At 68.1% G+C, this 18,443-nt stretch carries 16 protein-coding genes and 2 riboswitches; of the genes, 8 read left to right on the top strand and 8 right to left on the bottom strand.

Going from position 1 to position 18,443, the window contains the following annotated elements; genetic code table 11:
- Nucleotides 1-20: 20 nt before the first annotated feature.
- Entirely contained in the window at nucleotides 21-572 is a 552-nt protein-coding gene (locus LFT45_RS21040) for a heme-degrading domain-containing protein (RefSeq protein ID WP_236805626.1), read from the bottom strand.
- Nucleotides 573-691: 119 nt separating this feature from the next.
- Nucleotides 692-835: riboswitch (TPP riboswitch) on the top strand.
- Between the two features lie 72 nt (nucleotides 836-907).
- On the opposite strand from LFT45_RS21040, the gene LFT45_RS21035 reads away from it, so the two are divergent.
- From LFT45_RS21035 to LFT45_RS21025, 3 genes are read left to right on the top strand one after another with little or no spacing between them, the layout of a single operon-like run.
- Complete coding sequence (locus tag LFT45_RS21035) at nucleotides 908-1,528, top strand: ECF transporter S component (protein ID WP_190605597.1); 621 nt, start codon at nucleotides 908-910, stop codon at nucleotides 1,526-1,528.
- On the top strand, nucleotides 1,528-3,165 hold the full coding sequence (locus LFT45_RS21030) for an ABC transporter ATP-binding protein (protein WP_236805625.1): 1,638 nt from the start codon (nucleotides 1,528-1,530) through the stop codon (nucleotides 3,163-3,165). Before LFT45_RS21035 ends, LFT45_RS21030 begins: the two co-directional genes overlap by 1 nt.
- A complete protein-coding gene (locus LFT45_RS21025; RefSeq protein ID WP_236805624.1) occupies nucleotides 3,162-3,965 on the top strand; it encodes an energy-coupling factor transporter transmembrane component T family protein in 804 nt (267 codons plus the stop codon). The genes LFT45_RS21030 and LFT45_RS21025 overlap by 4 nt, the downstream gene beginning before the upstream one ends.
- Here LFT45_RS21025 and LFT45_RS21020 read toward each other — a convergent pair.
- Both LFT45_RS21020 and LFT45_RS21015 read right to left on the bottom strand, forming a co-directional pair.
- Nucleotides 3,962-4,492: a GNAT family N-acetyltransferase gene (locus LFT45_RS21020; protein WP_236805623.1), complete on the bottom strand. Its 531-nt coding sequence runs from the start codon at nucleotides 4,490-4,492 to the stop codon at nucleotides 3,962-3,964. The two genes, LFT45_RS21025 and LFT45_RS21020, sit on opposite strands and share 4 nt — an antisense overlap.
- Before the next feature lie 29 nt (nucleotides 4,493-4,521).
- A complete protein-coding gene (locus tag LFT45_RS21015) occupies nucleotides 4,522-5,493 on the bottom strand; it encodes a hypothetical protein (protein ID WP_236805622.1) in 972 nt (323 codons plus the stop codon).
- Between the two features lie 237 nt (nucleotides 5,494-5,730).
- On the opposite strand from LFT45_RS21015, the gene LFT45_RS21010 reads away from it, so the two are divergent.
- A complete protein-coding gene (locus LFT45_RS21010; protein WP_236805621.1) occupies nucleotides 5,731-7,254 on the top strand; it encodes a UDP-N-acetylglucosamine 1-carboxyvinyltransferase in 1,524 nt (507 codons plus the stop codon).
- 140 nt (nucleotides 7,255-7,394) lie between these two features.
- Nucleotides 7,395-8,630: a glutamate--cysteine ligase 2 gene (locus LFT45_RS21005; RefSeq protein WP_236805620.1), complete on the top strand. Its 1,236-nt coding sequence runs from the start codon at nucleotides 7,395-7,397 to the stop codon at nucleotides 8,628-8,630.
- Between the two features lie 41 nt (nucleotides 8,631-8,671).
- Here LFT45_RS21005 and LFT45_RS21000 read toward each other — a convergent pair whose 3' ends face one another.
- From LFT45_RS21000 to LFT45_RS20980, 5 genes are all read right to left on the bottom strand, one after another.
- Nucleotides 8,672-11,245, bottom strand: coding sequence for an AMP-binding protein (locus LFT45_RS21000; protein WP_236805618.1), 2,574 nt, complete (start codon nucleotides 11,243-11,245; stop codon nucleotides 8,672-8,674).
- Between the two features lie 177 nt (nucleotides 11,246-11,422).
- Complete coding sequence (locus LFT45_RS20995; RefSeq protein ID WP_236805617.1) at nucleotides 11,423-11,830, bottom strand: YegP family protein; 408 nt, start codon at nucleotides 11,828-11,830, stop codon at nucleotides 11,423-11,425.
- 327 nt (nucleotides 11,831-12,157) lie between these two features.
- Nucleotides 12,158-13,366: an O-succinylhomoserine sulfhydrylase gene (locus LFT45_RS20990; protein ID WP_236805614.1), complete on the bottom strand. Its 1,209-nt coding sequence runs from the start codon at nucleotides 13,364-13,366 to the stop codon at nucleotides 12,158-12,160.
- Between the two features lies 1 nt (nucleotide 13,367).
- Complete coding sequence (locus LFT45_RS20985; RefSeq protein WP_236805612.1) at nucleotides 13,368-13,787, bottom strand: rhodanese-like domain-containing protein; 420 nt, start codon at nucleotides 13,785-13,787, stop codon at nucleotides 13,368-13,370.
- Nucleotides 13,784-14,092, bottom strand: a complete 309-nt coding sequence (locus LFT45_RS20980) for a DUF1737 domain-containing protein (protein WP_236805610.1) — start codon at nucleotides 14,090-14,092, stop codon at nucleotides 13,784-13,786. The genes LFT45_RS20985 and LFT45_RS20980 overlap by 4 nt, the downstream gene beginning before the upstream one ends.
- 13 nt (nucleotides 14,093-14,105) lie before the next feature.
- Nucleotides 14,106-14,220, bottom strand: a riboswitch (SAM riboswitch).
- A gap of 164 nt (nucleotides 14,221-14,384) precedes the next feature.
- Here LFT45_RS20980 and LFT45_RS20975 point away from each other — a divergent pair.
- From LFT45_RS20975 to LFT45_RS20965, 3 genes are read left to right on the top strand one after another with little or no spacing between them, the layout of a single operon-like run.
- Nucleotides 14,385-15,680, top strand: coding sequence for an NtaA/DmoA family FMN-dependent monooxygenase (locus LFT45_RS20975; protein ID WP_236805607.1), 1,296 nt, complete (start codon nucleotides 14,385-14,387; stop codon nucleotides 15,678-15,680).
- Between the two features lie 40 nt (nucleotides 15,681-15,720).
- On the top strand, nucleotides 15,721-17,397 hold the full coding sequence (locus tag LFT45_RS20970; RefSeq protein ID WP_236805605.1) for an aromatic amino acid ammonia-lyase: 1,677 nt from the start codon (nucleotides 15,721-15,723) through the stop codon (nucleotides 17,395-17,397).
- Nucleotides 17,394-18,443 (top strand): PLP-dependent cysteine synthase family protein, encoded by a 1,050-nt coding sequence (locus LFT45_RS20965; protein WP_236805603.1) that lies wholly within the window; start codon nucleotides 17,394-17,396, stop codon nucleotides 18,441-18,443. Before LFT45_RS20970 ends, LFT45_RS20965 begins: the two co-directional genes overlap by 4 nt.

The raw sequence follows: 18,443 nt of genomic DNA, 5'->3' as shown, positions 1-18,443 counted from the left end.
TGATGAACACTGGTCTTTCCTTAGCCTAGCCGCATGGAGCGGTGGATCTCCCGCAACGCCTGCACCACGAGGTCGTGGTCCGCCTTCTGCGGCAGCCCGGACACGGTGACCACAGCCACCGCCCCCACACCCCGCACATAGACGGGGAAGGCTCCGCCGTGCGCAGCGTAGGTCGACTGGTCAAACCAGGCGTTGTCCTCGATCCGTCCGCCGCCGGCCCTGCCGCGCAGGCCCACCAACAGCGACGGTTCCTCGTAGCGCACGGCAGTCCGCTGTTTGGCCCGCACCCAGCCTTCGTTGTCCGGTGTGGCGCCCTCGAGCGCCACATGGAAGAGCACCTGCTCCCCCTTGGTGATGTCGATGGCGATGGGCAGGTTGTCCTCCTTGCCCCGTTCGACCAGTTCCAGGCCCAGCGCCAGGGCATCGTCCTTACTGAACCTCGGGAACTGGAGTTCAGCAATCTCCCCTTCGATCTGCCCAATCATGGCTTCCAGGGCTCCCGCCGGCTGTTCGGCGGAGGAATCGGGGTCAAAGGCGGGCAAGGCGGCGGTGCCCGAGTCCTGTTGCGTCATGGCCCCAATCTACTCCGGGCCGCCGTCGCGACGCCGCATGTAAACTCCGGCATTGTGACAGCGACCCCCGATTTCATGGCCGGACGAGGTGTAAACTGGATCAGCCCACAAGGGCAGATTTATCACGACAGGGGAGCGCCGCCGTCGGGATGCAAAGGCAACTGCCAGAGCAACCGCGGAAGGGCGCTGAGAGTGCGGACAGCCGCAGACCCTCGAACCTGATCCGGCTAGTACCGGCGCAAGGGAGTCGAGTTCTCAGAGTGCCCGGCAGCGCGAGGCCCAGCCACCCGCAGCCGGGGGAACGCTTTCCCCTCCTGTTCCTCAGGAGGACCATCATGACAACTGCAGCAATCAAGAAGACCAGCTACAGCTGGCGCGTGGCGGACATCGTTGTGGCGGCGCTCATCGCCGTTGCCGGCGGCGTCATCTTCTGGGCCTGGTCCCAGGGCGCCAACCTCATCTCCACCCCGGTCAACGCCGTCTACCCTCCGCTGACCGGCCTCTACGCCGGCGGCTGGATGATTCCGGCGGTCCTGGGGATGCTCATCATCCGCAAGCCCGGCGCGGCCCTGTTCTGTGAGGGTGTGGCTGCCACCGGCGAGCTGCTCATGGGCTCGCAGTACGGCACCACGGTGCTCATTTCCGGCGTTCTGCAGGGCCTGGGGGCGGAGCTGGTGTTCGCCGCCTTCGCTTACAAGAAGTTCAACCTGCCCGCCTCGCTGCTTGCAGGGGCAGGCGCAGGACTGTTCTGCGGGCTCAACGACTCCTTCGCCCCCTGGGGCTGGAACATCGCCTACGCCGCCGGCGACAAGCTGGCATACATCGTGTTCTGCGCCATTTCCGGCGCGGTCATCGCCGGCGCCCTGTCCTGGATCGCCGCCCGCGGCCTGGCCAAGACGGGCGTGCTGAGTTCCTTCGCGTCCCGGAAGGCAGCCACGGAGCCCGTCTTCTCCTGATGCCCGGACCAGACGACGCCGGCGTCCGCCCCGCCGCGGTCACCGCCCGCGGCTGGGGCTGGCGCCACGCAGGCCGCACCAAACCGGCCGTCCATGCCCTCGACCTGGACATCCGCCCCGGCGAGCGGGTCATGCTGCTGGGCCCTTCCGGAGCCGGCAAGTCCACGCTGCTTCACGCCCTGGCCGGCGTGCTGGGGGACAGTGACGCGGACGACGCCGGGACTCCCGACCGTGAGGACACGGACGAGAGCGGCGAGCTGCTGATCGACGGCGCGCCGCCCCGTTCCCGGCGCGGCCGCGCCGGGCTCATGCAGCAGGACCCGGAAACGCAGGTGGTGCTCTCGCGCCTCGGCGACGACGTCGCCTTCGGCGCCGAGAACCTGTCGGTGCCCCGCGAGGAGATCTGGCGCCGCGTGCACGAGGCGCTGGACGACGTCGGACTTTCGCACCTTCCCCTGGACCACCCGACGTCGGCCCTGTCCGGCGGCCAGAAGCAGCGCCTGGCGCTCGCCGGCATCCTGGCGATGCGGCCTGGACTCCTCCTGCTGGACGAGCCCACCGCGAATCTCGACCCGGACGGCGTCCTGGAAGTCCGGGACGCTGTGGGCCGCTGCCTCGACAAGACCGGGGCCACCCTGGTGGTGGTGGAGCACCGGGTAGCTGCCTGGAAAGACCTGGTGGACCGGATCGTGGTCCTGCAGCCGGGGTCCGCCTCGGACGGAGCGGTGCTGATCGACGGGACCCCGGACGAAGTTCTCGAGCAGGCGCGCGGGATGCTCACTGCCGCCGGCGTCTGGGTCCCCGGCTACGTTCCAGAGACGCGGCGCCGTTCGGCTGCCGGCGCTCTTCCGTCCTCCGGACATGGCGCCGGCCAGCTGCTGCTGGCGGCCGAGAGGCTTGCCGTGTCGCGGGAACGTCCACGCCGCAGCGGCTTCCGCTCCGTACCCCCCGAGCCCGTTCTGCGTGACGTCACAGCGCAGGTCCGATCGGGCGAGGCGCTGACCGTCACAGGTCCCAACGGCGCCGGCAAGTCCACCTTCGCGCTGACCCTCGCCGGGCTATTGCCGCCGGTGGGCGGCAAGGTCTCCGCGACGGTTGAACTGAGCGGCGGAGCGGGTATTGACCCGTACAAGTGGAGAGCCGAGCAGCTGATCGCGCGGATCGGCACGGTGTTCCAGGAACCTGAACACCAGTTCGTCACCGGCCGCGTCTTGGACGAGCTGCAGTTCGGCCCCCGCCATCTGGGCCACGGCGAAGAGCGCGTCGACGAGCTGCTGGAGCGGCTGCGCCTTTCGCATCTCGTGGACGCCAACCCGTACACGCTCTCCGGCGGGGAGAAACGCAGGCTGTCCGTGGCCACCGTCCTGGCGGCGCACCCGCAGGTGCTGGTCCTGGATGAGCCCACCTTCGGCCAGGACGCGAACACCTGGGCGGAGCTTGCCTCATTCCTTTCGGAACTGCTCGATGCCGGCACGGCCGTGGTGTCCGTGACCCACGACGAGGAGTTCACCCAGGTGCTCGGCGGCACCGAGCTGCGGCTGGGCTCCGCGGGACGGCGCGCCAACCCCAGATCCGCCAACCCAAGATCCGCTGAACCCAAACCCGCCGAGCCAGCATCAGAACAGGCTGCAACATGAGGGACGCACTGACACTTGCCGGAAACCGGGCGGTGCTGACGCGCGCCAATCCGCTGGCCAAATTCGCGGCAGTCTTCCTGATCACCCTGGTCTTGGCGCTGTCCATCGACTGGATGTCGGCGTCGGTGGCTCTCGTGTGCGAACTGCTGGCCTTCCCGCTGGCAGGGCTGACGTTCTCGCTGCTGTGGCAGCGCGGCTGGCCCCTGATCGCCGCGGCGGCCGTCGGCGGCTGGAGCACCTCCATCCTGTCGCCGGACAGCGGAAGGATACTGCTCGACGTCGGACTCTGGTCCATGAGTGAAGGTTCCCTTCAGCTGGGGCTGGGTTTTCTGCTGCGGGGCCTGGCCATTGCCCTGCCCGCCGTGCTGCTGATGAGCTGCACTGATCCCACCGACCTCGCGGACGCCCTGGCGCAAAAGGCACGGCTGCCGCACCGCTTTGTGCTGGGTACCCTGGCTGCCATGCGGCTGGTCGGACTGATGGCCGAGGAATGGCAGACCATCGGCATGGCCAGGCGCGCCCGCGGCGTCGGATCGCGCGGCAACCCGTGGCAACGGGTGCGGGCCACCCTGGGCCAGAGCTTCGGCCTCCTGGTCCAGGCCATCCGCCGCGCCACCCGCCTCGCCGTGACCATGGAAGCCCGCGGATTCGGCGGGGCCAGCCGGACCTGGGCGCGCGCGTCCACTTACAGCGTGCTGGACGCTTGGGTGGTGCTCGGCGGAGTGCTGATCGCTGCCGGCGCCGTGGCTGCCGCGCTGTGGGCCGGCACCTGGAACATGGTGTGGCTGCAGGGCTCTTAACCCGCCGGGCGCGCCAGCCCCGCAGGCCGCGCCAGCCCCGCAGGCCGGGCCATCCGGACCTCGGCCAGCCCCTCCCAGTCTTCGATCGTGTCCCTGGCGCCGGTGAAGGCGAAGCCGTTGCGCTGGTAGAAGGCCTGGGCGCGGGGGTTGTCCTCGGCGACCCACAGCGCAGCCGCTTCGTTCCCGATCGCAGCCTCGAGCAGGGCCTGGCCGAGCCCCCTGTGATGGTGCGAGGCGAGGAGATAGATGCCCCAGAGCTCGGTCTGCTCCCTCAGCCCCTCCGCGGGCGGAAGCGAACCGGCAAACCCCACCAGCTTCCCGGCGTCGTCCGCTACGAACTGCCGGCCGGCATGCGGGCCGGCCAGAAGGCGCCGCCACATGGCCAGCCGCTCTTCCACGCCTTGCCTGGCCATGAAGCCGGGTGACAGCAGGTGGGTGTAGGTTTCGCGCCAGCATTCCAAATGGAGCCGGGCCAGGACCTCGGCGTCCTCCAAGGCGGCCTGGCGGACGCTGCAGGTGTGCTCCATGGGGCCGAGTCTAATGTTCGCGGCGGGGGTCAAGCGCAGGAGTGGTTGTAGTCGAAGCCGTCCGCCACGAACTGGGTAAGGACTACTTGGCCGCCCGCCGTAAGGGGCGGCGCGTAACACATGCTCCTGGCGTCGGCGGCCGTGCGGGCCCCGGCCAGCCAGCTCGGCAGGGAGTAGAGGTTGCTGGCCGAACCCACCTCGCCCACGATCTGTCCCCACTGCCGCGCCGAGGAGTAGATGCCCACCCTGGCCCCGATGCTGTGGAAAAAATCAGTCATGCCCTCGAGGTCCGCCCGGTTGGCATTCCTGTCTCCTGACCAGCTGTTGCCCGTCTCGACATCCAGCCACCAGAGGTACGTCTCGGGGTCGGAGATGGTGCGAAGGTAGGCGTCGTCGAAGGCTTTTGCGTACCCGTACATGTAAGCGCACGCCGCGTCCTCCTTGCCCTGGCAAGTGCCGTAGGGGTTGGCCACGGCCTTGCCGCCGTACTCGTTGCCCACCGGCCACCAGGAGCCGCGCAGCCCGGGGTTGGCGGTGTTCACATAGAGCGCAAGGCGGGGCTGGCCGGTCCCGCCAGTTGCGTCCTCCCCCCAGTCAAGCTGCTGGTGCAGGCAGGTGTTGGTGGTGTTGGCGCGCCCGTTGTTGACTCCGACAATCGCGAACGCAGGGTCCTCGGGCAGCTCGCCGCCGCACTGCGGCCAGGAGACATCGTTGCCCAAGGGGGCACTGCCGGACTCAGGCGGCTCTGCGGACGGACGGGCCGCCGGCCGCGGGGGTTGCGGGCGGGCGGGCGGCTGCGCCTGCGCGGCGGCGCTGGACGTGGCGGAAGCCCTGGGCGACGCCTGGGCGACGGTTGATTCGGGTGCCGGCGGCGCGCCGTCGTCGAGCCTCGGTCCCGGGATGAAGCCCACGGCTGTGGCCACCACAAAGGACAGCAGCGCTGAAGCCGGAGGCCCGAGGGGGCGCCTCCTGCCCAGCACGGCGAAGCTGAAAATGGACATGGCGGCCTCCCATCCCCTTATGGCCGCAACAGGTACCGCTAGCTTGCTCCCGGATGCGGGGCCGGGTCAAGGCCGGTTCCCGTCCCTGACCGGGCCGCGGAGGCCGCCACAGGCACTGTCCCGCTACCGTAGCCCGTTATTGAATCCTTATGCGCGTAACGGGTATATCTCGGGTTGCCGACCCGGCAAGGGGTGTCGGATGCGACGAAATAACTCATATCTGATATATTTTTTCTCATGACACAACAGACTGTTGAACATGTTGGTCTTCTGCTCCGCGACGCCCGCGGCCAGAAGGGGTGGACCCAGGGCCAGTTGGCCGCGGAACTGGGCACCAGCCAAAGTGCCGTGGCCCGCATGGAACAGGGCAGGCAGAACATGAGCCTGAAAATGATCCAGCGCCTGGAGGCCATCTTCGGCCGCAGCTTCGTCCAGCTCGGCAAATCGCAGATGACCCATCTTCGCGTAGAGGGCGGCAGGACGCTGTCGGGCTCCGTCGACGTCAACAGCAGCAAGAACGCCGGGGTCGCCCTCCTGTGCGCCAGCCTCATCAATCGCGGCACCACCACGCTGCGGCGGCTGGCCCGCATCGAGGAAGTCAACCGCATCGTCGAGGTCCTGAGCAGCATCGGCGTCGAATGCACCTGGCTCAACGACAACGACCTCCGCCTCCGCCGGCCCGCCACTCTCGACCTGGCGTCCATGGACGCCGAGGCAGCGCGCCGGACCCGCAGTGTCATCATGCTGCTGGGCCCGCTGCTTGATGTCACCGATGAATACCGATTGCCTTACGCCGGCGGCTGCGACCTGGGCATCCGGACCGTGGAGCCGCACATGCAGGCACTGCGGCAGTTCGGCCTGTCCGTGGAGGCCAGTTCGGGCTTCTACAGCGTGCAGGCACCTCCCACCGACGAACTGGACAGGTCCTTCGTGCTGACCGAGCGCGGCGACACCGTTACGGAGAATGCCATCATGGCCGCCGCCCACCGTTGCGGCACCACGGTCATCCGCAACGCCAGCCCCAACTATATGGTTCAGGACCTCTGCTTCTACCTGCAGCGGCTGGGCGTGGAGATCGACGGCGTCGGAACCACCACGCTGAAGATCACCGGCAAACCGGCCATCGACGTCGACATCGAGTACTTCCCCTCGGAAGACCCCATCGAGGCGATGAGCCTCATCACCGCCGGCATTGTCACCAACTCAGAGGTGACCATCCGCCGCGTGCCCATCGAATTCATGGAGATCGAACTGGCCACCCTGGAGCAGATGGGCCAGCAGCTGGAGATCTCCGGCGAGTATATGGCCCGCAACGGGCGCACCCGGCTGGTGGACGTGACCACGAAGCCCTCGGAGCTGCGCGCGCCGGAGGACAAGATCCACCCGATGCCGTTCCCCGGGCTGAACATCGACAACCTGCCGTTCTTCGCGGTGATCGCGGGCAACGCCGAAGGCCAGACCATGATCCACGACTGGGTCTACGAGAACCGCGCGATCTACTTGACGGAGCTGAACAAGCTGGGTGCCCGGATCCAGCTCCTGGATCCGCACCGCATCTACGTCAACGGGCCCACGCGCTGGCGTGCCGCGGAGGTGGGCTGCCCGCCCGCGCTGCGTCCCGCTGCCTGCCTCCTCCTGGCGATGCTGGCGGCCCGCGGAGTTTCCGAGCTGCGCAACATCTACGTCATCGAGCGCGGCTACGAGGACCTCGCGGAGCGGCTCAACACCATTGGCGCCAAGATCGAGTACTTCCAGGACTGACGCCGTCTAACCGCGGCTGACATAACCACCGCGCGAACTGGCAGATAACGACCCTTCCGAGCCAATTTGAGGGTGTTACCTGCCAGTTCGCGCTTCGTCATGTCGGGGACGTTTCCGCTGGTCTGGCGCACAATGTAGGCATGCGCACTTTTGGTGTGGAGGAAGAGCTCCTGATCGTTGATCCGGGCAGCGGGGAACCGCTGGCGCTCGCCGATGCGCTGCTGGCAGGCCGCAAACTTGCTGCCGACGATGCCCCGGGCAGACCCCGGCTGCTGAAGAAAAAGGCCGAAACCAAGTGCGATGATGACGAAATGGGCCTGAGTGCAGAACTCAAGCTCGAGCAGATCGAGACGCAGACACGTCCGTGCCTGGACCACGCGGAACTGCTGCGCCAGATCCGCGCCGGCAGGGCACTGGCCGACGAAGCCGCCCAGGGCCACAGCGCCCGGATCGCCGCCCTGGCCACGTCGCCGCTGGCCCTGTCCAGCCACACCACCCCGGATCCGCGCTACGCCCGGATGCTGGAACGCTTCGGCCTGACCGCCCAGGAACAGCTCACCTGCGGCTTCCATGTGCACACCTATATCCATTCCCCCGACGAAGGCGTGGCAGTGCTGGACAGGATCCGGGACAAGCTGGCCGTCCTGATCGCACTCAGCGCCAACTCCCCATATTGGAACGGCGTTGCAACCGGGTTCGAGAGTTACCGGACGCAGGCATGGAACCGCTGGCCGTCGTCGGGCCCGTCTGCCATCTACGGCAACGTGTCCGCCTACCGCCGCGTGGTGAACCGGCTGTTGGATACCGGAGTGGTGCTGGACGAGGGCATGATCTATTTCGACGCACGCCTCTCCCGGAACCATCCCACCGTGGAGGTCCGGGTGGCGGACGTCTGCCTCCGCGCCGAGGACGCCGCTCTGATCGCCGTCCTGGTCCGTGCGCTCGTGGAATCGGCGTGCCGGGAATGGCGTGAGGGTGTGGAGCCGGCACCCGTGCCCACGGTGCTGCTGCGGATGGCCGCATGGCAGGCCAGCAACTTTGGGCTGCGCGGGGAGCTGCTGGACTTCGGCAGCTTCCGGCCCGTGCCTGCCCGGGACGTAGTGAACTCGCTGGTCGATTTCCTGGAGCCGGTGCTGGCCGAGAACGGCGAAATCGAACTGGCCAGGCAGGGTGTCGAGGCAATCTTCGCACGCGGCACCGGCGCTGCTGAACAGCGCGGCATCCGCCAGGTGGTGCTGGACAAAGCAGAGCCCGACGACGGCGGGCTGGGCGCCGTCGTCGCGCACGCCGTGCGCGCCACCCATAAGGGAACCGAGGAGTACGTCGGCCCGGACGCCGCGGACGCCCCGGAACTGTTGCGCGTCCGGCAGCTCTGACTCCGCGCACTGACCCGCGCAGCCCGCGCTCGTGGGACGCGTCAGGAGCTGTGCGCCTTGGCCCGCCTGAGCCTTCCCCGGAACGACCGCCGGTGGCCCCGGCTCAACAAACCCATGGCGCGCGTGCACAGCGCCCAGTACGCAATCCCGGCCGCCAGGGACGCCGCCACGGCAAGGCCGGGGCTGGTCGCGGCCAGCAGCGGGTAGACCAGCCAGTGCACGAGGTACGCGTAGAGGGAAGCGCTGGCCAGAAGCACCGTCAGGCGCTGCAGCCCCCCTGGCACGGAGAGGGTGGGCAGCCAGGTGAGCAGCAGGATTCCGGCAACAAGCGTCAGCTCACGGTTAGTATCCCCGAAGAAGCACCCGGGGACCGTGAGGATCGCGAGGACTGACACCGCACACCGCTGAACCACCGTCCGGGTCCGGGCAATGGCCCAACCCAGGACGAACAGCCACAGGGTCGGCGACGGGTGGGGTATACCGGGATCCACGATGTCGTAGCGCGAGAGCAGCGCGAGGCCAGTAAGGGCAAGCGGAAAGAGCAGCGGGAACCGCCGCTCCGCCCGGTCCGCCCAGGGTATGGCGAGCAGGGCCGTCATGCCCAGGAGGATGTAGACCAGCACCTCGATGAACCAGAAGTGCCACTGTGTGGTCACAGCTTCGGGGCCGACCACGGAGTTCAGGAGCAGGACATTGGCCAGCGTATACCGGTCGGTGATCAGGCAGGCCGCTCCGATGAACGTCATGCTGGGCAGCGCCACCCTGGCGACGCTGGTGAGCTGGCGCTTGAACCGGGGAAGCCGTTCCCCGCTGAGCTGGAACCGGGCGAAGTTGTAGCCGGCCACCGCCATAAGGACATGGGCCATACCCGGCCACTTCACCAGCCCCGCGTGGGTTCCGACGATGAGCACAATGGCCACGGCCCGCAGCACGATGCTGGTCTCGATCGGAGCAAAGAACCGCCGCATCGCGCCGGCGGGCTTTGTCCCCGGGCGCTGTTCCAGGTCGCGGACCGGCCTCACGTGCCAGTCCGGCGGGAGGTGCCCCAGCAGCTGTTCCAGGCGGACGGACGTGGCGACATAGGACAGCGAGTCGCCGCCGAGCGAGACGAACGTGTCGCCGTCGCCGATGTCCGTGCGCTCCAGGGTGTCCCGGAAGATCCGCCGCACACTGTCTGTTCCGGAGCCGTCCGTTCCTGGGCCGTCCGGCCCGGCCCCGGACGGCGGTAAATCAGAGGGCGCTGGTGTTGAGAGCGCCAGGACCGCCGGGTAGTCCACTTTTCCGGTTGCCAGACGCGGGAGATGCTCGACGGCGTGCAGCTCGAGGGCCGTACGGGGCAGCCCGATGCCCTGGGCGAGGACCTTGGACAGCAGCCGGGTGTCGTGGCTGCCCTCGACGGCGACCACAAGTCCCTGGTCGGTGCCGGCGCTCGCGGACTGTACCCCGAGGTCGGCCAGGATGCGCTCCACCTGGCCGAGATCGACCCGGAGGCCAACGATCTTGACGAACCGGCTGCGCCGCCCCACCACTTCGTAGACGCCGGCGGGGTGCCTCCGGGCCAGATCGCCGGTGCGGAGTTCGTGGACCGTGCGGCCGGTGCCGAGATCCTCCGGTGTCTCCGCGTAGCCGAGCATAACGTTGGGTCCGGTGTAGACGAGCTCGCCGTGCTCGAGGCCGGGAACCGGCTCAATGCGGAAGGCACCGCCGGGAACCGGGATGCCGATGGCGCCTGGGTGCTCGGCGGCCAGCGCGGGCGGAAGGTAGGCCATCCGCGCGGTCGCTTCGGTCTGGCCGTACATGACGAACAGTTCCCACCCCTTCCGGCGGCCGAGCTCGGCATAGCCCTGCACGCGCTCGGGGGCGAGCCGGCCTCCGGCCTGCGTGACATACCGCAGGCCGGGCAAGGTCATCTCGGCAAAGCCCACCCGCTCCAGCAGCTCGAAGGTGTACGGCACCGCCGCGAACGACGTTGCCCCGCCGGTTCGGAAAAGCTCCCAGAAGCACGGGTCAACAACGGAAAGGTTTGTGAGCACCAGGCCCGCACCGCGAAGCAGGTGGCTGTTGATTACGGACAGCCCGTAGCAGTAGGACATCGGCAGGGTGGTCGCGGCGCGGTCTGCCGGGCCGATGCTCAGGTACTCGGCAATCGACTCGGCATTGGCCTGCAGATTGGCGGCGGACAGGCGCACCAGCTTCGGCGAACCCGTGGAACCGGACGTGCTGAGCAGCAGCGCGAGGTCCGGATGGAGTTCGTGCCTGGTTCCGGGCCTGCGCTCCTCAAACACGGTCTCTCCGCCAGCTGAGCGCAGCACGACGTCGGGGTCATAGGCGGCCACCAGGGACTCGAGTGCCGCCGGCTTGTCCTCCGGCAGCAGGATCAGCGGGTGGCCGCCGACCAGGGCGGCGAGATACGCCACCAGCGAGTCGACGTCGTTCGCTGCGGCCAGCGCCACGAGGCGCCGCTGCGTTCCCAGCCGGAGGGCGAGGGCATCAACCCTGCGGGCCAGGTCCCGGTAGGTGAGAGTGGAATTGTCGGTAAGAACGGCGGGCCTGTCCCCGTAACCCGCCAGATCGGCGGCGAAGGGCACCCGCGCGAAATCAAGCTGCGTGGTCACCGGAAGAGGATATGAGTTAAGGCTTACCTAAGTAAACCGATCAGCTGCCTGTTACGTCGTGCGATACTCGAGCCGTGACGGCGTCGTACGAGTTCAGGGCGGCCTTATGGCTCTATCCGGGAGAGTCTGCATGGCACTTCATTACGTCCGCCAGTTACTGAGGAGCAGTTGCGGCGGTCAGGCCGCCCCGGTCCACCGGGCCGGCTCGGCAGCTGCCGCCGGCCTGCACAGCGGCGAACCGGGAGCCTCCGAGGACGTACGCTTCTTGCCGAATCCCTGCCTGCGGTGGTCGGACCGTGCCGGGAGAACCTGGGTAGGCGCAGGCGAAGGCGCTGGGGCCGATACGGCCGGCTGAACCGGAGCGGACTCTGTCACCGGGGCAGACTTGGTCGCCGGAGCTGCCGCGGCCGAGAGGTCCGTGATGAGCCCCGTCCCGGCGCATTCGCGTACGTCGGCGATGCCGGCCGCGGCCGCGCGCTTGTCCTGGAAGGGTGCGGAGATAGCCAGTACCGATCCATCGGGGGCCTTCAGCCGGAACCGGAACTGGGACTCTGCGTCAACAAAAACTTCGAATACTCCGGCCATGGCGGTCCTTCCGGTCAGGGAGGCTGCACGCAGCGTCTTCGCGGCCGCGGCCCCGAACGCATCACTGCGTCTGTCCTTGGGTGGGGTGCTGAACCGACAGGGATTGATCGGTTCATCGGTGTTATTAGAGTCTGCCCAGTGCACACGGAGCCTAACAAGACCATCTGTGTAAACCCTGGGTAAACCCTGCTGGTCCACCCACTAAACCGTGCCGCACCCGCGTTCTCAAGGACGCCGGAAATGAAGGGACGTGCAGCGCAACCGAGGTTCACAGCCGGCCATGGGAAGTAAGAAACAGTCGGCCCGGAAGAGCAGGGTTTAAAGAGGTCAGATCTGCTTGAGAGCCTGCTCCAGGTCCGCGACAAGGTCATCCGCGTCCTCCAGGCCGACGGACAGCCGCACCACTCCATCGCTGAGCCCGATCGCGGCACGTCCTTCCGGTCCCATGGCCCGGTGCGTCGTGGTGGCGGGGTGGGTGATCAGCGACTTGGCGTCGCCCAAGTTGTTGGAGATGTCGATGATCTTCAGGGCGTCCAGCAGCGCGAAGGCGGCCTCCTTGCCCGACTGGCCGGCCGTCGTCGCAAGCTCCAGCGTGAGGACGGTGCCGCCGGCCTTCATCTGCTTGGCCGCCAGTTCGTACTGCGGGTGCGACTTGAGCAGCGGGTACTTCACCCAATTGACGGCGGGCTGGGCCTCGAGCCATTCGGCCAGGCGCAGCGCCGTGGCGGACGAGTGGTTCACGCGCAGCGCCATGGTCTCCAGGCCCTTGGTGAGGACCCAGGCGTTGAATGAGGAGAGGGCCGGGCCGGTGTGGCGCATGAGCTGCTTGACCGGGCCGTCGATGAATTCCTTGGTGCCCAGGATGGCTCCGCCCATCACCCGGCCCTGGCCGTCGATGTGCTTCGTGCCGGAGTAGACCACCACGTCCGCGCCGAGGTCTCCGCAACGCTGCAGCAGCGGGGTGGCGAAGACGTTGTCCGCCACAACCTTGGCGCCGGCGGCGTGGGCGAGTTCGCTGACGGCCGCGATGTCCACGATTTCCTGCATGGGATTGGACGGGGATTCGAAGAAGACGGCTGTGGTGGGCACCGACAGGGCAGCCCGCCACTGCTCGAGGTCCGGACCGTCCACGAAGACCGTCTCCACGCCCCAGCGCGGCAGGATTTCGTTGAGGATCACGAAGCAGGAGCCGAACAGGGACCGGCTGGCGACCACGCGGTCCCCGGCCCCGAGCAGGGCGCCCAAGGCGGTGAACACGGCGGACATTCCGGACGCCGTCGCAAAGCACGCCTCGGTGCCTTCGAGCAGGCGGAGCCGTTCCTGGAAGGTGGCCACGGACGGGTTGCCGTAGCGCGAGTAGACGAAGCGTTCGTCCTCGCCGGTGAAGGCGCGCTCCGCGGCTGCGGCGGACTCGTAGACGAACCCGGAGTTGAGGAAAACGGGTTCGGTGGTCTCTTGGAAATTGGTGCGGTCAAGCCCGCCGCGCACGGCCTGGGTGTCGGGGCTCCAGCCGGCGGCGTCGTGATTAAAGGTCAATTTAGTTCTTTCCCAGGTTCGTCGGCAGGCCGCGGTTCTTCCAGCCGTTCACGGTGCGCTCACCGTAGCGGTCAGGTTCGCCCTCGAAGCCTTCGAGCACGTTGTAGGAGGTGAAACCCGCCTGGGTGGCAGCGATTGCCGCGCCGATGGAGCGCTGGCCGGAGCGGCACAGGAAAAGCAGCTCCACGCTCTTGTCCTCCGGCGCCTGCTGCTTCAGCTGTTCGACGAAGTCGGAGTTGGGAATGCCGCCGGGAAAAGTCCATTGGATAAACAGGGGATCGTTGCGCTGGCTGTTCGCGGATACAGTTTCCGGGACGCCGATGTGCGCCCATTCACCCTCGGTGCGCACATCCACCAGGATGGCGCCCTCTTCGAGCTTGGCCCAGGCGTCCTGCGGGGTGAGGTCTCCGGCGTAGCTCATGCGTGGCCCTCGTAGGCTTCTTCGGCGAAGTCCTCGTCAGAGTCCAGCCGGTCAACGGCGGTGGCGACGGCGGCATCTGCACTGGCGATGGCGGCTGGCAGGACGAGGGCCTGGGCCACGATGACGCCGGTGCCGTTGAAGGTGGCGGCAGGGCTGCCGTGCAGCACGTAGCCCTCGGCCAGGGCAGCCGAGATGCGCTCACAGAACGCACGGTCGTCCGGTCCCGTGATCAGGCGGTAGGACAGCTTCTCCTCGGGTTTATCCTGCTGGGATGGCAGTGTTGCAACGGCGGGGGCGTCTGACACGACGGATCTCCTTTTCTCACGCTTGCAGCTCGAAGTGGTCGATATGCCGAGTATTCACCTGAGGCACCCCGCCGGAGAAGGAGGGTTGCCGACCGGCCAGTCAGGGCTTAATACCGGTACTCATTACTCCCCAAAAACGTAACACTGACGACGGCGGGGCGCACCGCCGCCGCCGTCATCTTCCGTAACGCATCAAACCGCAACGGGAGGATAATGACGGGAGATGAACCGCCGTAACGCCGGATGAAACCAGGCCGCAGTGAATGATTCGACTCCGAATACAGTGACTCCCATGCTGCACTTTGGATGGTTTGTGGGCCATGGCTTCGGGGTCCAGGGCTGGGGGACGCCCGGCTACGGAATCGGCTACGACTGGAGGAAGCCCGCCCCCTACCAGCATGCAGTCCGCGAGTTTGAGCGGGCGGGGCTGGACCTGTTCATCATCGAGGACTCCCTCACCGTTCCGGACACTTACGGCGGCAGTGCGGAGGTCTCGCTGGCTCAGGCGTCTTTCGCGCCGAAGCACGATCCGCTGGCCCTGGTGCCGTATCTGCTCTCCGCCACGGAACACCTCGGCATTGTGCCCACCATCAGCGCCTCCTTCTATCCGCCGTTCACCGCCGCCCGGCTGCTGGCCACGCTGCAGCACTTCTCCAACGGGCAGCTGGGCTGGAACGTGGTGACCTCCGGCAGCGACCTTGCCGCGCAGAACTACGGACTGGACCAGCAGATCGAGCATGACCTCCGCTACGAGAAGGCCGAGGAGTTCGTGGACGTCGTGCGCAAGCTCTGGCGCAGCTGGGAACCGGATGCCATCCGGGAGGACACCCGGGCAGGAATCTTTGCGGACCACACCAAGGTCCGGCCGATCCACCACGAGGGGGAGTTCTTCAAGGTTCGGGGACCGCTAAACACGGCCCCGCTGCCGGAGGAGCCGGTGCTCGTTCAGGCCGGGGCATCCCCGCGGGGCAAGGCCTTCGCCGGTGCGAACGCCGACGTTGCGATCGCCCTGGCCCGCGGCGCCGACGGCATGAAGGCGTACCGGGACTCCATCCGCGCCGAGGCAGCCGCGGCCGGCCGTAATCCTGACGACGTCAAGGTGCTGTTCGTCCTCAAACCCACCGTGACTGGCTCCAAGGCTGAAGCGGAGGAGCTGCGGGCCGCGCGCCGGGAGCTCACGCAGCGGGACATCGACAGTCAGCTCAACTCGATCTCCTACCTGTCCGTTATCGACTTCAAGCAGTTCGACCTCGACGCGCCCCTCCCCGAGCTCAGCACCAACAGCAACCAGGGCACCCTGGAGCACTTCTCCAAGGCCGCGCCCCCGGGTTCCACGCTGCGGCAGATCCTGCAGGCACGGAGCGGCGGCGCCGGCGACAGCATCATCGGCACCGCCGAGGAAATCGCCGACCACCTCGAGGAAACCGGGGCTGCAGTCGGCGGCGACGGGTTCCTCTTCTCCGGCTTCGTGGATCCGGCCACCGTTCACGGCGTGCTGGACAGGCTGGCGCCGGTGCTTCGCCGTCGGGGTCTGTTGCGGACAAGCTACGGCGATGGCGGCTTCCGCCGGAACCTGCTGGACTTCTAACGCCATGGCCGGGGCTGGTGCAGTGGTAGGGCCGGGTTCTATGGATGGGCGCGGCGGACTGGTGTCCGGCGTCCGGCTCGGCACCTTCCTGATCGGAACGGCACACATCCGTGCCGACGACGTGGCTGCCGCGGCGGCCGATCCCGCAGTGGAGGTGGTCCTCAGCGCCGACGCCCTCGATCTCGTGGGCCTGTCCCGCGAGGTGGTGCAGGCGGCCATCGATTCCGGGCACCGGGTCTACGGCCTGAACACCCTGCTCGGCTCCGGCCGGGATACCGCCGTGGAGCAGGAATCCATTCTCGACTTTCAGCTGCAGGTGGTGCGCTACCACCACAGCGGCGTCGGCGCGCTGCTGGACCGGGATCAAGTCCGGGCCCTGATCCTGGCCAGGCTCATCGGATTCACGCGGGGCGGCTCGGGGGTGCGCCCGGAAACTGCGCGCTTTTATTCCGATCTGCTCAACAGGGGCGTGGTGCCGGCCGTTCCGCGCGACGGGTCCGTCGGCTCGTCCGACCTCACCCAGCTGGCGGCGGTTGCCGCCGTCGCCATCGGCGAGGGGCAGGCGCTAGCTCCCGACGGCGGCCTGCTGGACGGCGCGGCGGCGCTCGCCGCTGCCGGGCTGGACCCGCTGGTCCTTGCGCCGGGCGAGGCCCTGGCACTGGTCAGCGCCAACTCGTACTCGATCGGTGCCGGCGTGCTGGAACTCCGCCGCATCCGGTGGCTCGCCGATTTGGCGGACACCGCGCTGGCGCTCTCGCTTGAGGCCACCGCAAGGTACGACGGCGGCGGGAACCTCAGCCCCTTTTCGCCGGCCGTGCAGTCGGCCAAGGCGGTTGACGGCCAGCGCGTCTCGGCGGCCAATGTCCGGCGCCTGGTGCGCGGCGGCTGGCTGGAGGACCCGCGGCGGCAGGTGTCGGTCCAGGACGCCCTGTCCTTCCGCGCGGCGCCGCAAACGCACGGTGCGTTCCGGGCCCAGGTGGCCGCCTTGGCCGTGGCGCTCGAAGTGGAGCTGAACGGCCGGGGCGACAACCCGCTGACGGATGTGGCTTCGGGCCGGATGGTGTCCGGTGGAAACTTTCAGCCCATGCAGCTCGCCCTGGCGTTCGAGGCGCTGCGGCTGGGACTCGCCCATGTCGGAATCAGCAGCGAGCGGCGGATCGCCAAGCTCTATCCGCCGCAGCGCCTGATCCGGCAGCTCAACCTCGATGCGGCCCGGGCCGGCACGCCACTCGCGTCCGAGGACCTGCCGGGACTGCTCTGGTACTCGGCCGCCGGCCTGCTGGCGGAGCTGAAATTCCTTGCGGCACCTGCCACGCTCGGAGCCCCTACCCTGTCCGCGGACGTGGAAGACCACTCCACGCTGGCCCCGCTGGCACTCCAGCAGCTGCAGCGCTCTGTGGAGGCTGCCGCCAAACTCCTCACCATCGAGGCGTTGACGGCTTCCTACCTGTTGGCGGAGGCGCAGGGCACCGACCTGCGGGAGACGGAAATCCGGGAGCTCGGGGCAGGAACCGGCGCCGTCGTGGCGCGGCTGTCGGAACTGCTGGCCGGTCAACTGCCGGCGGCGGTACTGGTTGACAGTGCGCGTACGGCGCTGGGGGATTTGCTGGCCGGACTGCCGGAACTTGGGACACCGGATCCGGACGCTCCGGACGACGCGGGCCCCGGTGCCGGTGTTCCGGATGGCCGCCCGGGCGATGGGGGAGGAGAATCATGACCACCGTGACGGGAAGCGGCCACCAGCCGAGGCATGTGGCGCCGATCGTGGATTCGGGCGCAGACGCCGACGTTGTGCTGGCCCGGGTGGGGAACACCCCGCTGGTGCCGCTGAACGTGCTGAGCCGCGGGCTGGGGAGCACCGTGTTCGTCAAGCTTGAATCGGAGAACCCCGGCGGTTCCATCAAGGACCGGACAGCTCTGAGCATGGTCCGGGCGGCCGAGCGGAGCGGCGAGCTGCAGCCCGGCGGCACCATCGTGGAGAGCACCTCCGGAAACACGGGAATCGGGCTCGCCCTGATCGGGGCGCTGACGGGACATCCGGTGGTGGTGGTCACCGGTGATTCCATCTCCTCCGAAAAGCTGGACGCCCTCAACAGGTACGAGGCGCGGGTGGTGTTTACGGACTGGAGCGCGCCCTCGGACTCGCCGGACAATGCGCGGGCGGTCGCGGCCCGGATCACGGCCGAAATTCCCGGCGCATGGCGTCCGCTGCAGTTCGACAACCCGGCCAACCCGCGGGCGCACTACGAGGGGACGGCGCCGGAAATCTGGGAGCAGACGGCCGGCCGGGTTACGCACTTCGTCGCCGGTGTGGGCACCGGCGGCACCATCACCGGGAACGGACGGTACCTCAAGGAGAAGTCCGGCGGGCACGTGGAGGTGATCGGCGCCGACCCCTACGGTTCGGTATACAGCGGCGGGCATCCGGGCCCGATTCTGGTGGACGGTGTGGGCAACTCCTGGCCCAAGCCCGACTGGCCGAAGGTCTTCGACCGCGGCCTGCTGGACCGGTTCCTGCGAATTCCGAATGACGAGGTGTACACCACGCTGCACCGCCTGCTCAACGACGAAGGCCTGTCCCTCGGGCCGTCGTCGGGACTGACGGTGGCGGCAGCAGTCCGGGTGGCCAGGGCGGCACCGCACGGGTCAGTGGTGGTGGCCATCGCCCCGGACACCGGCAGCAACTACCAGAGCAAGGCCTTCAACCCGGTGTGGCTGGCGGACAACCACATCCGCCTGGCCGCCGACCTGGCGGAGGACTAG

The sequence above is a fragment of the Arthrobacter sp. FW305-BF8 genome, from assembly GCF_021789315.1.
Classification (GTDB): Bacteria; Actinomycetota; Actinomycetes; order Actinomycetales; family Micrococcaceae; genus Arthrobacter.
Note: the sequence above shows the minus strand (reverse complement) of the source record. Positions and strands in the feature narration are given on the sequence as shown.

Coding starts and splice junctions, on each gene's coding strand:
- LFT45_RS21040 (WP_236805626.1), bottom strand. CDS start 572: ATGACGCAACAGGACTCGGGCACCGCCGCCTTGCCCGCCTTTGACCCC.
- LFT45_RS21035 (WP_190605597.1), top strand. CDS start 908: ATGACAACTGCAGCAATCAAGAAGACCAGCTACAGCTGGCGCGTGGCG.
- LFT45_RS21030 (WP_236805625.1), top strand. CDS start 1,528: ATGCCCGGACCAGACGACGCCGGCGTCCGCCCCGCCGCGGTCACCGCC.
- LFT45_RS21025 (WP_236805624.1), top strand. CDS start 3,162: ATGAGGGACGCACTGACACTTGCCGGAAACCGGGCGGTGCTGACGCGC.
- LFT45_RS21020 (WP_236805623.1), bottom strand. CDS start 4,492: ATGGAGCACACCTGCAGCGTCCGCCAGGCCGCCTTGGAGGACGCCGAG.
- LFT45_RS21015 (WP_236805622.1), bottom strand. CDS start 5,493: ATGTCCATTTTCAGCTTCGCCGTGCTGGGCAGGAGGCGCCCCCTCGGG.
- LFT45_RS21010 (WP_236805621.1), top strand. CDS start 5,731: ATGACACAACAGACTGTTGAACATGTTGGTCTTCTGCTCCGCGACGCC.
- LFT45_RS21005 (WP_236805620.1), top strand. CDS start 7,395: ATGCGCACTTTTGGTGTGGAGGAAGAGCTCCTGATCGTTGATCCGGGC.
- LFT45_RS20995 (WP_236805617.1), bottom strand. CDS start 11,830: ATGGCCGGAGTATTCGAAGTTTTTGTTGACGCAGAGTCCCAGTTCCGG.
- LFT45_RS20985 (WP_236805612.1), bottom strand. CDS start 13,787: ATGAGCTACGCCGGAGACCTCACCCCGCAGGACGCCTGGGCCAAGCTC.
- LFT45_RS20975 (WP_236805607.1), top strand. CDS start 14,385: ATGCTGCACTTTGGATGGTTTGTGGGCCATGGCTTCGGGGTCCAGGGC.
- LFT45_RS20970 (WP_236805605.1), top strand. CDS start 15,721: ATGGATGGGCGCGGCGGACTGGTGTCCGGCGTCCGGCTCGGCACCTTC.
- LFT45_RS20965 (WP_236805603.1), top strand. CDS start 17,394: ATGACCACCGTGACGGGAAGCGGCCACCAGCCGAGGCATGTGGCGCCG.